12 protein-coding genes are annotated in these 13,472 nt (G+C 58.5%); 6 read left to right on the top strand and 6 right to left on the bottom strand.

Annotated features, from left to right (window positions below):
• Positions 1–24: 24 nt before the first annotated feature.
• A complete protein-coding gene (gene speB / locus BUC04_RS00990; protein WP_067654246.1) occupies positions 25–945 on the bottom strand; it encodes an agmatinase in 921 nt (306 codons plus the stop codon).
• A 229-nt stretch (positions 946–1,174) separates the two neighbouring features.
• Between speB and BUC04_RS00995 the strand changes: the two genes are divergently transcribed.
• Entirely contained in the window at positions 1,175–2,221 is a 1,047-nt protein-coding gene (locus BUC04_RS00995; RefSeq protein ID WP_143165486.1) for a tetratricopeptide repeat protein, read from the top strand.
• 33 nt (positions 2,222–2,254) lie between these two features.
• Here the strand turns inward: BUC04_RS00995 and BUC04_RS01000 are convergent, their stop codons facing one another.
• Positions 2,255–2,899, bottom strand: a complete 645-nt coding sequence (locus tag BUC04_RS01000; RefSeq protein ID WP_067654250.1) for a nitroreductase family protein — start codon at positions 2,897–2,899, stop codon at positions 2,255–2,257.
• A gap of 124 nt (positions 2,900–3,023) precedes the next feature.
• Here BUC04_RS01000 and BUC04_RS01005 point away from each other — a divergent pair, with 124 nt between their 5' ends.
• From BUC04_RS01005 to ilvN, 3 genes are all read left to right on the top strand, one after another.
• The gene (locus BUC04_RS01005; RefSeq protein ID WP_067654252.1) at positions 3,024–3,689 is read left to right on the top strand and encodes an MliC family protein; all 666 of its coding nucleotides are present in this window, start codon (positions 3,024–3,026) and stop codon (positions 3,687–3,689) included.
• 250 nt (positions 3,690–3,939) lie between these two features.
• A complete protein-coding gene (locus tag BUC04_RS01010; protein WP_067654254.1) occupies positions 3,940–5,658 on the top strand; it encodes an acetolactate synthase 3 large subunit in 1,719 nt (572 codons plus the stop codon).
• A gap of 2 nt (positions 5,659–5,660) precedes the next feature.
• On the top strand, positions 5,661–6,161 hold the full coding sequence (gene ilvN / locus BUC04_RS01015) for an acetolactate synthase small subunit (RefSeq protein ID WP_067654256.1): 501 nt from the start codon (positions 5,661–5,663) through the stop codon (positions 6,159–6,161).
• Positions 6,162–6,226: 65 nt separating this feature from the next.
• Here the strand turns inward: ilvN and BUC04_RS01020 are convergent, their stop codons facing one another.
• Positions 6,227–7,324, bottom strand: a complete 1,098-nt coding sequence (locus BUC04_RS01020) for a cytochrome-c peroxidase (RefSeq protein WP_073325501.1) — start codon at positions 7,322–7,324, stop codon at positions 6,227–6,229.
• 68 nt (positions 7,325–7,392) lie between these two features.
• On the opposite strand from BUC04_RS01020, the gene mtoX reads away from it, so the two are divergent.
• Entirely contained in the window at positions 7,393–8,724 is a 1,332-nt protein-coding gene (gene mtoX / locus BUC04_RS01025) for a methanethiol oxidase (RefSeq protein ID WP_067654260.1), read from the top strand.
• A gap of 59 nt (positions 8,725–8,783) precedes the next feature.
• Positions 8,784–9,497: an SCO family protein gene (locus BUC04_RS01030; protein ID WP_159437644.1), complete on the top strand. Its 714-nt coding sequence runs from the start codon at positions 8,784–8,786 to the stop codon at positions 9,495–9,497.
• 610 nt (positions 9,498–10,107) lie between these two features.
• Here BUC04_RS01030 and BUC04_RS01035 read toward each other — a convergent pair.
• The 3 genes from BUC04_RS01035 to BUC04_RS01045 form a co-directional block, all read right to left on the bottom strand.
• A complete protein-coding gene (locus BUC04_RS01035; RefSeq protein ID WP_067654264.1) occupies positions 10,108–11,010 on the bottom strand; it encodes a bile acid:sodium symporter family protein in 903 nt (300 codons plus the stop codon).
• Positions 11,011–11,716: 706 nt separating this feature from the next.
• Positions 11,717–12,064, bottom strand: a complete 348-nt coding sequence (locus BUC04_RS01040) for a DUF6966 domain-containing protein (RefSeq protein ID WP_067654266.1) — start codon at positions 12,062–12,064, stop codon at positions 11,717–11,719.
• A gap of 628 nt (positions 12,065–12,692) precedes the next feature.
• Entirely contained in the window at positions 12,693–12,992 is a 300-nt protein-coding gene (locus BUC04_RS01045) for a hypothetical protein (protein WP_143165487.1), read from the bottom strand.
• Between the last annotated feature and the right edge of the window lie 480 nt (positions 12,993–13,472).

A 13,472-nucleotide genomic window follows, 5' to 3' on the forward strand; every position in this document is an offset into this window, starting at 1 on the left:
TTTTTTGTTGTCGGCGTTTCGGGATTAGCCCCGACGCACTGCCTGCAGGTGCAGCATCTCGGTGGCCAGGGTCGCCCCGGCCAAGGCAGTAACGTCGGCATGGTCGTAGGCCGGTGCCACCTCCACCAGGTCCATGCCGACGATGTTCATTCCGGCCAGGCCACGCAAGATCTTCAGTGCCTTGTCGGTGCTGAGCCCACCGCACACCGGGGTACCGGTGCCCGGAGCAAAGGCCGGGTCCAGGCAATCGATGTCGAAGGTCAGGTAGACCGGCAGGTCACCCACCCGCTGGCGGATCTGCTCGACAATCTGGTCGGCGCCCAGATCGTTGGCCTGATCAGCGTGGACCACCTCAAACGGGTGGTTGCTGCGGTCGTAATCGGTGCGGATCCCCAGCTGGATCGAGTGGGCCGGATCGATCAATCCCTCCTTGGGGGCGTGATAGAACATGGTGCCATGGTCGAAGCGACTGCCGGCACTGTAGGTGTCGGTGTGGGCATCAAAGTGCACCAGCGCCATCGGACCGAAGTGCTTGGCATGAGCCCGCAGCAGCGGCAGGGTGACAAAATGATCGCCGCCGAAGGTCAGCAAGGTCTTACCCAGACCAAGCAGCCGGTCGGCGTGGTCGGTCAGGCCCTGCATCATCTGCTCGGCATCGCCGCAGTCAAACACCAGATCGCCGCAGTCCACCATCTTCAACCGCTCTTTGAGGACAAAGTCCCACGGGTAGCGGCGATCCTCCCAGGCCAGGTTGACCGACGCCTTGCGCAGGGCCTCCGGGCCTTGACGGGCGCCAGGCCGACCGGTGGTTGCCAGGTCGAACGGGACGCCGGTGATCACAAGATCAGCATCGCTGTCGTGGGGGGCAAACTGCAGCGGCGTGCGCAGGAAGCCAAAGGCGTTGGCGTACAGGGAGTAGTCGGGTTTGTCGGCAAGGGTGGACATAGAGCGCGTTTCAAATGGGGAAAGTGGCTATTGTCGCCCACCCCGGCGGTGTTGTCATCTGTCGGATAAGGCGCTGGATGGTGTTTGATCAGGATCCGACCATTGGACAGATCTCAGGCCAATGCCTAGGGTCAAAGAACACCTCAATTTGGGATACCGCGAGCCTATGCGCTGGATATTCTTCACCTTGCTGTTAGCTGGATGCTCAAGCCTGCCCCAACAAAATACCATGGTCACCCTGTCCGAGCAGGAGCTGACGCTTTCCCGTCACGCACCGCTCACCCGGGCTCTTAATCTGGACGATGAGGCGACCCTACTAACCCTGTTTCAGCCGACCCATCCGTTGGCGGACATCGAGCCGCTGCTGCAGGATGATCCCGCCTGGCAGGAGCTGACCCATGAGTGGGTAGCGGATCTGGTGCTGCACGGTCAAGAGGGCGAGTGGCACTATCGCGGCGCACATGCCCTGGGGCAGCAGGAGGCGGTGCGGCTGGAGTACCGACTGGTGCACGAAGATTTCAGCGTGGAGTATTTCTATTTCGATACCGAGCCGGGCACGCCGCTGGTCATCACTGACATGGGCAACCGCCTGTTCCAGCTCAGTCAGGTGGCGCTGATGGCCCAGCTGTATCAGCGCATGCTGATTAAGCACACCGTGGGGGACGAGGAGTTCGCCCACTTCTTCTCCCTGTTGGCACCCTACAACCGTGGCGAGCTGACCAGCGACGAGATGGTGTCGGTGTACGCCCAGCTCTCGGCTGAGATGCAGGACAATGTCCTGGTGCGGGATCTGTTGTTGCGGGCGTTGATGAGCGAGGGGGCTTATTGGTACTGGCGCATGCCCGAAACCTTGCGAGAAACCCTGCTTCAGTCCGACTACGCCTTACTGGAGGCTACCTTCTGTCTGCAGCAGGATGAGGAACGGTGTGACGGTCGCTACGCCCAGTTGGACCCGGACTTGCAGCAAGATGTGGCGCTGCAGACGGAGATGGGGATCCGCGCGCTGGAACGTAACGAGGTGGCCCGGGCGGAGCAGTTTTCCCGCAGTGCTTTGACGGCAGAGCCCAGCTTCTTCCCCACCTATTGGTTGCAGATGCAGCTGGGGATCGTCAATGGCGATCACAGCCAAGCGCTGGCGGGGCTGGATAAGCTGGTGCAGGAGTTTGATGTGCCGATCAACAAGCAGATGCTGACCCAGCTCTATCCCAACCAGGGTCAGGCCTTTCTTAAATCCGCCCAGTTCCGCCAGTGGGCGGAACAGTTCCCGGAGGAGTAGGCGGGCGGCCATCGCGACTGCCCGCCGAACGGCTTAGACGATGCGGGTGATCATCGCGTCCTGGCCGAAGCGCACCTTGGAGGCCTTGTCCAGGCTGTTGAAGTCCTCTTCGCTGCGTTGGCCCACCACGGCGGCCACTACCGAGGTCAGTCCCTTGGCCTTGAGATCCAGTACCTGATCCATCTGCTCCGGCAGGAAGCCCTCCACCGGGCAGCTGTCCAGATCCAGCAGGGCGCAGGAGAGCAGGAACTGGCCAAACACCAGGTAAACCTGGCGCTTCATCCACTCCAGTCGCTGTTCTTCGGTCATGGTGTTGACGTAGTTGGTCATCATGGCAACACGCTGCTCATTGACCTCGGTACCCCGAACCTGGGCCACCAGGGCCTCAATCTCACGCACCTCGGCTTCACCAAACTGGGTTTTGGCACAGAACAGGAACAGGTGAGAGCCGTCGTTGAACTTGGGTGCATTGGCTTCCCAAGCGGCCTTCGCCATCTTGGCTTTCTGCTCAGCGTCGGTTACCAGGTAGAGGTGCCAGGGCTGACTGTTGATGGAGGTAGGCGCCAGGCACAGGGTATCGAGCAGGGCCTGGATCTTCTCCTCCTGGGCATTGCCCTGGGGATTGAAGACCTTGGTGGAGTAGCGCTGTTCCAGCGCGGTTTGGAGGGTTTGGATCATGACGACCTCTTGAAATCCATGCAAATATAGAACGAGCGCAAGGATCGCCAGCGGACTAACCTTGTGCAAGCCACCGCGTGCTTCTGGCCGTGATTGAGCTCACATATCCTGCAAAAGGTGTCATATGAAACAGTGGGTTATTCCATTCAGCCTGATCTTGGGACTGGTTGGCGGCTGCGCCGAGTCTCCAACCGAGACCACCGCCAACCCGGTTGCCGCTACAAGCGACGCCATTGAACCTCATACCACCCTGGTGATGGAGTGTGCCCAGCACAGCTTTGTGGTGGATTTGAAGGGCGAGCAGGCCTGGCTGTTCCTGCCAGAGCAAACCCTGGCATTGAACCAGGTGGTCAGTGCCTCCGGCAGCCGTTACCAGGGCGAGGGGGTGACACTGTGGCTGAAAGGCGAGGAGGGGCGACTGGAAGGGGCGTTGGGGGATCCCAGTGATTGCCGAAACAACCGCGCCAAGGCGCAATGGGAGCAGGCCAAGCTCAGTGGCGCCGATTTTCGGGGCCTGGGCCAGGAGCCGCCCTGGATCCTGGAGATCTACCCCGACCAGGTGCGCTTCTGGCAAGGCTACGAACGAACGCCAGTGCCGTTGGTGCTGGTGGAACGGACCCAGCTTGCGGATCGCACCCGCTACCAGTTGCAGCAACAGGGCGAGACCTGGTGGCTGGAGCTGAGCCCCGGACCATGTGCCGACAGCATGAGCGGGGAGCCGTTTGAGACCAAGATCCGACTGGAGCAACCACAACGCACCCTTTTGGGCTGTGGCCGGGCACTGCATTAGGGCCCGGACGTTACCCGGTGGTGAAAGCAGTAAGCCACGGTTGTTGAAGAAGTTCCTACCAATACCGAGTTGAAATGTACACCTTTGTGTACAAAATCTTTCACTGGCGAAAACTAATGTTTCGCGTTAGTGTTGACTGCGTGCATAGGTTGTGACCCGGTTACCGCCGCGCTGAACAGGCCCATGCGCACCGACCTCTTAACTCTTTAGGCTACGAATAAGCCCTAATCACGTTGGCTTTGGAGGCTACATGGAACAGTTATCCGGCGCGGACATGATCGTCCGGTCGCTGATCGATCAAGGCGTGAAACACATCTTCGGCTACCCTGGTGGCTCCGTTCTCGATATCTACGATGCCCTGCATGAAAAAAGCCACATAGAGCACGTGCTGGTGCGCCATGAGCAGGCCGCCGTGCACATGGCCGATGGCTATGCCCGGGCCACGGGTGACGTCGGGGTGGTGCTGGTCACCTCTGGCCCCGGTGCCACCAATGCCATCACCGGGATCGCCACCGCCTACTACGATTCGGTGCCGCTGGTGGTGCTGTCTGGCCAGGTGATGTCCAACCTGATCGGCAACGATGCCTTCCAGGAGTGCGACATGGTGGGGATCTCCCGCCCGGTGGTGAAGCACAGCTTCCTGGTGCAGAACACCGAAGATATCCCCGAGATCATCAAAAAGGCCTTTTACCTTGCCGCCAGTGGCCGACCGGGGCCGGTGGTGGTCGACCTGCCCAAGGATCGCCTCAACCCCGCCATCACCTTTCCCTACCACTACCCGGAAGCGATTAAGCTGCGCTCCTACAACCCGACCCAGCAGGGCCACAAGGGCCAGATCAAGCGCGGCCTGCAGGCGCTGATGGCGGCGAAGAAGCCGGTGTTATACGTGGGCGGCGGGGCGATCACCGCCGGGGCGGAAACCCAGTTGCGCAGCCTGGCGGAGCAGCTGGATCTGCCGGTGGTCTCGACCCTGATGGGGCTGGGTGCCTTTCCCGGTAGCCATCGCCAATCCCTGGGGATGCTGGGGATGCACGGCACCTACGAAGCCAACATGGCGATGCATAACGCGGATCTGATCTTTGGTGTCGGCGTGCGCTTTGATGACCGCACCACCAACAACCTGGCCAAGTACTGCCCCGATGCCACCATCCTGCACATCGACATCGATCCCTCCTCCATCTCCAAAACGGTCAATGCCGACATCCCCATCGTGGGGTCCGCCGAGCTGGTGCTCGACAGCATGCTGGCGATGCTGGAGGCCAAGGAGTCGGATCAGCCCGACAACCCATTGGCGGCCTGGTGGGATGACATCGGTGGCTGGCGCTCGCGCCACTGCCTGGCTTACGAAGAGCAAGCGGACAAGATCAAACCGCAGCAGGTGATTGAGGTGCTGCATCGCCTGACCAATGGCGATGCCTATGTGTCCTCCGACGTGGGCCAGCACCAGATGTTCGCCGCGCTCTACTACCCATTCGATAAGCCGCGGCGCTGGATCAACTCCGGTGGCCTCGGCACCATGGGCTTTGGTCTGCCTGCCGCCATGGGGGTCAAGTTTGCCCTGCCTGAGGCCCAGGTGGTCTGTGTCACCGGTGATGGCAGCATCCAGATGAACATCCAGGAGCTCTCTACCGCACTGCAGTACGATATCCCGGTGAAGATCATCAACCTCAACAACCGCTTCCTCGGCATGGTGAAGCAGTGGCAGGACATGATCTACCAGGGCCGCCACAGCCACTCCTACATGGACTCGGTACCGGACTTTGCCGCCATTGCCGAGGCCTATGGCCATGTGGGGATCCGCATTGAACACCCGGACGATCTGGAGGCGGGGCTTTCCAAGGCCCTGGCGATGGAGGACCGGCTGGTGTTTGTCGACATCAACGTGGATGAAACGGAACACGTCTACCCCATGCTGGTGCGGGGCGGTTCCATGGGTGAGATGTGGTTGAGCAAGACGGAGCGGACCTGACCATGCAAAGAAACATTCTCTCTATCTTGTTGGAAAACGAGTCCGGGGCGCTGTCCCGGGTGGTGGGTCTGTTCGCCCAGCGCGGCTACAACATCGAGTCGTTGACCGTGGCACCCACCGACGATCCCACCCTTTCCCGTCTGACCATCACCACCTCGGTGACTGATCAGGCCACCTGCGAGCAGGTGGAGAAGCAGCTGCATAAGTTGATCGACGTGCTCAAGGTTAACAACCTGTCCGAAGCCAGCCACATCGAGCGGGAACTGATGCTGGTAAAGGCACGGGCCCAGGGCGCGGTGCGGGCCGAGGTGAAGCGGATGGCCGACATATTCCGTGGCCAGGTGGTGGACGTTACTGGCAGCCAGTACACGGTGCAATTGTCCGGCACCAGCGACAAGCTCGATAGCTTCCTGTCAGCGCTGGCGGAGGTCACTGAGATCATCGAGGTGGCTCGAAGCGGCGTGGTCGGGGTGGCCCGAGGGGAGCGCTCCCTGCGCGCCTAATCGGGCAAGCCAACTAACAAAACGCCGCCCTTGGGCGGCGTTTTTTGTGCCGTTTCACCTGGCCGTCAGTCGCCAGGATTACCCACCGTCGTGTCTTCGGCCTGCTGGACCCAGCGCTGGGCCTCGCGCCCGGTCAGCGCCTGCAGAAAGGCCACCAGCTGGCGCTGCTCCTCGGCACTGAGGTGCAGCGGCATCACCCGGGGGTTCTTGTCCGCCACCGGCCCACCCCCTGCGTTATAGAAGGCCACCACCGCCGCCAGGGTCGGCAGCGAGCCGTCGTGCATGTAAGGCGGGGTCAGTGCCACGTTGCGCAGCCCCGGGGTGCGAAACTTACCCTGATCGGCTGGCTCGCCGGTCACCTCGGCCCGACCCAAATCTGCTCGGGCAGCACCGCCGACGTTGACCAGTGCCCCCAGTTGGGTCTGGCTGCCATCAGGAAACTGTACCGGGCGTTGGTCTCGCTGGGGCGCGCCGGCGCCGGTGCGGTGGTAGTGATGATCCGTCATCAACCCGTCAGCGGATTGCAGCGGGTGGCAGGCGTAGCAACCGGCCTTGCCACCAAACAGCACCAGGCCCTGGCGGGCTTCGTCGGAGAGCGCGTCCACCTCGCCATTCATCCAGCGCTGCCAGGGGCTGTCCATCGCCACCAGGCTGCGCTGATAGGCTGCCAGCGCCTCGCCCAGCCTCTGGGCGGTGACCGGGCCGGCAAAGGCCTCTTCAAAGCGGGCTTGATACTCGGGCAGTGCGGCCAGACGGTCAACCACCGCTTCTCGACTGGGGTTGGCCATCTCGTTGGGATCCAGCAGCGGCCCCCAGATCTGCGCTTCCAAGTCCTCCTCCCGCCCATCCCAGAACAGCGCTGGCAACGAGCCCACGTTGAGCAGGGTGGGGGCATTGCGCCGACCAGCGCGTCCGGCAACGCCCACCGCAGTCTCCATCTGGTGGTGGGTAAAGCCCATGGCGGGGACATGGCAGTTGGCGCAGGAGAGGGTGCCGTTGACTGACAGGCGACGATCCAGAAAAAGCAGACGACCGAGCTCAATCCGGAGCGGATCCGCCGCAGCGTTAATAGTGCTGGCCGACGTGGTCGGTGGCGTGAGTGGGGCCAAGGTAAGGAGCGGCAGCGTCACCAACAGCTGCCAGGCCCATAGTGGTGCGTTCATGGCCAAAGTGTAGCCCCGCAGAGGGGCCAACTATACTGGCCCTGATGCAAGCCACGGGAGCGTTCAACATGGTTAATGTTCAACGAGGGCTGCTGCTCGGTGCCGCGCTGATGGCACCGGCCATGGCCGATGAAACCTGCATGTCCCCCTACATGGCCAAGATCGTCGGTCAGGAGGATGTGCTCTACGTCTGGACCCTGGGGGTAGAGGGGATTGGCGACGGTGAGGACAAGCTGGTCACGGTGGATGTGAATCCCGACTCTGACCGCTTTGGTCAGGTGATCCATCAGGTCTCGGTGGGCGGGCGGAACGAGGCCCACCACAGCGGCTTTACCGACGACAGACGCTATCTCTGGGCCAGTGGCCTGGACAGCTCCAAGATCTTTATCTTCGATGTCCATAGCGATCCGGCCAAGCCCCGTCTGCACAAGGTGATCGAGGATTTCGTTAAGGCGTCTGGCGGGGTGGTTGGCCCCCACACCAACTATGCCCTGCCGGGGCGGATGATGCTCACCGGTCTGTCCAACGACCGCGATCATGGCGGCCAGACTGGCATGGTGGAGTACAGCAACCAGGGAGACTACGTTGCCACCCACTGGATGCCCAAAGAGGGTGCCCTCAACGGCGCCAACAAGACCGGGCAATTTGCTGATGGCTATGGCTACGATGTGCGGGTGCTGCCCCGGCGCAACGCCATGTTCACCTCCTCCTTTACCGGCTGGAACAACTACATGATGGGGTTGGGCAAGATGATGGCCGATCCGGAGGCGATGAAGCAGTTTGGCAACACCGTGGTGGTGTGGGATCTGCACACTCGGCAACCCAAGACCATCCTGGATGTGCCCGGTGCGCCGTTGGAGCTGCGCTGTGCCTGGGGCGCCCAGAACAACTACTGCTTCACCACCACGGCGCTGACCTCCAAGCTGTGGCTTATCTATGAGCAGGATGGCAAGTGGCAGGCCCAGGCGGTGGCGGACATTGGCGATGCCAGCAAGATCCCGCTGCCGGTGGATATCTCCATCAGCGCCGATGACAACCACCTATGGGTCAACACATGGAACGATGGCCTCACCCGATTGTTCGACATCTCCGATCCCTTTGCCCCCAAGCAGGTACTGAGCGAAAAGATCGGCGGCCAGGTGAATATGGTGTCGCAAAGCTGGGACGGTGAACGGCTCTATTACTCGTCGTCGCTGCTGGCCAACTGGGACAAGACCGAAGGGGAAGATCTGCAGTACGTCAAAGGCTACCGCTGGGATGGTAAGGCGCTGGAGCAGACCTTCTCACTGGACTTCCACCAGGCGGAGCTGGGCAGTCCGCACCAGATGCGAATGGGGGCTTTTGCACTTTATGGCCAGCGCCCCGATTCGCCATCTGGCAGCCCGACAGTGAGTCGCTGAGTCATTGAGTTGATAAGCAGATGAATCGAGCATTGGCGTTTGCGAAGGCGATTGCGACTGTGATTGTGACTGCGGCTGCGATCGCGACTGTATTAGCGCTTTGCCTGCTGCCGCTGAGGCTTGGGGCTGAGGAGGATCCCCACGCCCAGCACCGGGAACTTCCGGCAGATGCGCCCGCCTACCAGGGACTGGGCTACACCTTGCCTGCGGCGGGCAGCTACCGCTTACCCCCCATCCATGGGGCAAAGGATGGCGAGGTGCTACTCAGCACTGGCGAGCCGGCGCAGCTGTTCTCGCTCTACCAGGGCCACTACGTGGTGCTGAGCTTTATCTACACCCGCTGTCCGGATCCCAACGCCTGCCCCCTGGCCAGCTTTGTGCTGTCGCGGCTGCAACTGAAGCTGGCACAACAGCCAGAGTTGGCAGCACAGGTGCGCCTGATCACCCTAAGCTTTGATCCCCAGTTCGACAGCCCAGCCACCATGGCAGCGTATGGCCAACGCTTTAACCGGCCAGGGGCACCACAATGGCTGTTTGCCACCACCTCCGGAGCGGAGCAGCTGGCCCCGATCCTCGAAGACTACAACCAGTGGGTGCTGGCGGAGTATGACCAGCAGGGCAACCCCACTGGCATGTTGTCGCACCTGCTGCGGGTCTACCTGATTGACCCGCAGCGGCAAGTGCGCAATATCTACAGCACCGGCTTCTTGCACGCGGATGTGGTGCTCAACGATTTAGGGACCCTGGTGCTGGAATCCCAGGCGGCTCGGTAAGGGCAGGGGGCGTCGGCATCACCAAGCGGAGCACCTGGCCGCGACGCAGGATCTGAATATCCATTGCCAGTGCGTTACTGCGAGGCAGAGATCGGGCGGGCCTGGGTAGGTAATGCGGCTGACCGGCCACGGCGAGCACAATATCCCCCGGCTGCAGTTGACTCATACTGTCCAGCCCGGTTGTCGGCAGAGGCAGCAAGCGGGGAAAGCCTAGCTGCCAGTGAAGCGGGGAGACCAGGGGCAGGGGGCGGCGCTGACGCCACATCCGATCGGTTTCACTCTGTGCTGCCCAAAGCGCGGCAGATAGGCCCTTGGCCTTATCGGCCAGGGACTGCGTGGTGGTTAGTGCCCGGTCGGGCAAGGGTAGGGGCTCCGTAGGGTGGGGTTTGAGGCTTAACCCCACCAGACCTGCCAAGACCAATCCCGGCAAGAGAGTAAACAACCAAGGCTTCATCCGTGAATCCATGTATGGGGGCGGCGACCTTGCTGCCCCATCCTGCTCTAAAGGCTAGCTAAGGCTGACGGCTCTGCAAGCCTTGGGTTTCTCCCTTCCCCCCTCCCCGAGGCCCGCAAACGAACCGGGTCACTAACTGGTAGAGGACTCGACCGCTCAGGAGCGTTCGGCCGTCGTTGCCGGATGACGCTGCCGTTGCCAGACGATCACCACGGCCGCTCCCAGCATCTGTAGGGCCCCAAACAGTAGCAGGGTAAACAGCACCTGATCCCCCAACATGCTGGCCAGGCTGGCGGGAAACAGCAGGGTCTTTAGCAGGATACCCAAGTTGATGTTGCGCACCAGCACCTCTAGCTGAATGGCGGTGCCATCGGCCTGAGGAAGACGCAGGAGGAGAGTGATTACCGCCGCCATTGCCCAGAGCAGCAAGGTATACAGCACCACCAGACCGACATTGGCCATTCCGAAGGCGTTGATGTCCAGGCGGCCGGCCAGGGCGGAGCCCAGTACGATCGCCGCCAGGCCCAATAGCGAGGCGCGGATCGACCAGCGGGAAAGGCCCGGGGCGATCTTGGGAAAGAAGTGGAAACAGGCCATGCCCAGCGCCAGGGGCAGCAACAGGGTCAGCAGGATCTCCCGCATGATCTGCGCCGTGGGCATGGTGAAGGCCAAGGGCATATGACTGGCTGCCAGCCACTGCAGCACCAGAGGCGTGGTGGCCAGGCAGATCAGGGTAGTGATCACCGTAATGGCAATGGACAGGGCGATGTTGCCGCGAGCCAACAGAGTGAAGATGTTAGAGGTGGTACCGCCGGGGATGGCGGCGATCACGGCGATGCCGATGGCCACCCCGGCGCTGGGGGAGAGGCCCCAGATAAAAGCGAAGGTTAACAGTGGGACCATCAAAAGTTGCAAAGCCAGGCCCACGCCGACGGCCTTGGGTTGTTGCAGCAGACGGCCGAAGTCGGCCAGGGTCAGAGTGGCTCCCATGCCCAACATGGCACAGACCAATTGAAATACAGCAACGCCGTATTCATGCTCTAGGTATAACTCGACCATCAAAGCTCCCGGATCCGATTAGGAAGGCATCTGCCGTCAGTGCTTGTGGCTTAACCTAGTGCAGTACGTATTTATAAACAATCACTTATAGCTCCAACGGGGTTGCTGGCGATGGCCAGTGTTTGGACTTGAGCTGGACCGCACCTGCTCCATGCTTCTCTCCGAAGGGCCCGGCCCGTTGTTTATTCTCCTGACGAGCTACTCTGTCCACTTAACTCCGACATAGCCGTCTCTATAATATAGAGCGACGTTATCTTTGTCTCTCAACAGGGACTTGAAATCACTTGGGAAGTCACCATTTATGTCAAATGTTCTTAGGTATCCACCTCCGCACTTATGCGTACCATCGTCAGTTATTTGATCCATAAAGTGATGATATCTTTCATCTGCTAGACCAGAGTAGCCTAATGCACCTATATATTCCTCAACCCCGCCCAGGGGTAGAATCGTATCGTAATAATGAACGTTTTCACCATTGACACTTTCTATTTCGAAATCACATGGCTTCTTAAATAGAAACAGGTATCTTAGGTTGAATATTCTATTCTTTCTGGTTTGGAGTACTTTACCTCAGGCATTCTAGGCACATATATCAATATCAAACAAAGTAGAAATCCAGTCACTAGCGAAGACAATGATGCAAAAATTGATTTTATGCTCACCGTATATCCTTTGATATCTATAACGCCTAAAGCAGCGTCGCACGTTAGCGCGTCCAGCCCGAAGGGCGATGCTGCCTTTGCTTGTTAGCTGCACGCCGTATACCTCGGGAGAATGCATACAGTGAAGACAGCAGCTCTTGATATTTACTGTTTATTTCTTCGTGGTTTAGCTTCCATTGGAACTTGCCATGTTGATCTGTAGTTTGACCTAGAACCAGATCATTAAGACTACCCATGCCGCCGCTACCTGAAAGTATGATTTCGGCACAGCGACGGTATTCGCCGTTATCAAAGGCGACCAAGGCTCTTTGAAAGAACTGTGACCATCGAGTATCGTCTTCTTCAAGCAGCTCAATCATCTGAATCAAATCTTTTCTAGTTTGACCGTACATGGCTTCCTTAAGGCAGCTAACGCCAGTAACATCGGGCCGGCCCGGCGAGTGAAACGAGCATTCTGATTACTCTTGTTACGATGCTTAATCACCAACCAATCAACTCTTCCGATAGTTGCTCAACTATATTGGTAATGAAATGCTTATCTGAGGACATTACGGAAAGGCATAGCTCATCGTTACATACGGAATACAAACTCACCTCATGTCCAGCCAAGCTCAACACGACAACATTATGAGCAAATTTATCTATTACCCTTTCTTCGTGTCTCAAGTATTCCATGTTGCCATCACTATCAGATGATTGAGAACTGATAACGTTACTAATGCCTACTTTATTATCTGACTTTGTGTGGAAACCTACAGTATTTCTAGTGTAATCATTCGTAGGACAACTATAGCTAAAATCATCTGAGGCCCGAACAACCAACTTACAGTTATCTGGAATCTCGATTGAATTAGCAAACACATTTACTTCAGCCGAGTTCGACAAAGGTACATAAAGAGTTAGTAACAGCAATAACCTTGATAGTTGCACTACTGTCTCCTGATGGCATCGTAACGCCCCCAACAGGGGCCGAGCGTAGCGAGATCCCGCGCACGCAGTGCGCATTTCTGATTGGGCCTGTTAACTGTCGCTATTTGCAATGCGCTCAACCTCTATCCAGTTCAACACTGTCTTCATAAAGCCCCAGGACTTTGAAGCAGACTGTAGCCAGCTATAGTCCTGGATAGTCATACCCAGATAAATCCCTATCAAAAGGACAAAGATGGGCTTGCCGCCCGAGAAATAGAAAAACGCAGCGCAGGCTACAACTAGAAACAGGCGAAGCATCATTCGTCGCTTCATAGAAGCAAAGCCACTGGCGATACTTACACCCTTCTCTCGCTGATTCAGTAAGTGTCTTGCTTCATGTGATTTATTCATGTGTCTGTACAGTTAACGCCCCAAGCAAGGGCCGACTGTAAGGAGGTCCCGCCCCGAAGGGGCAAATTGCCTTGGCTTGTTAGGCAACACACCGGCCCTACTTAGTAAATGTTTTAGATAAAACCTTTCCACTCTTCTCATCTATGATGCAGTCGTAGCACATAAAATTGAAGACATGGAGTTTGCCATTAGTAGATGATATGTGAGTGTAGCAATCCGTATCGCCTCCTCCAATATCTTCAATTACCCAAATTAGCTCACCGTTGCTGTCGAATGCTTCAACATTTCGAGCAGGTCTTCCCCTTGGGTAATCCATCCAGTTATAGAGCTTGAGCACGATATCTTTATGGGTAACAACTAATGGGAATTCCATAGGTATGCCTAACAGTTAATTATGTGGAATTTCCACTTTCCCCGTCACCCGGTTAAGTCTCTGTATGAGCGGTAAAACTTTGACCAAGCTAGCAAGCGAAACGCGTT

Origin of the sequence: Ferrimonas marina (assembly GCF_900129905.1) — a bacterium.
Taxonomy (GTDB): domain Bacteria; phylum Pseudomonadota; class Gammaproteobacteria; order Enterobacterales; family Shewanellaceae; genus Ferrimonas; species Ferrimonas marina.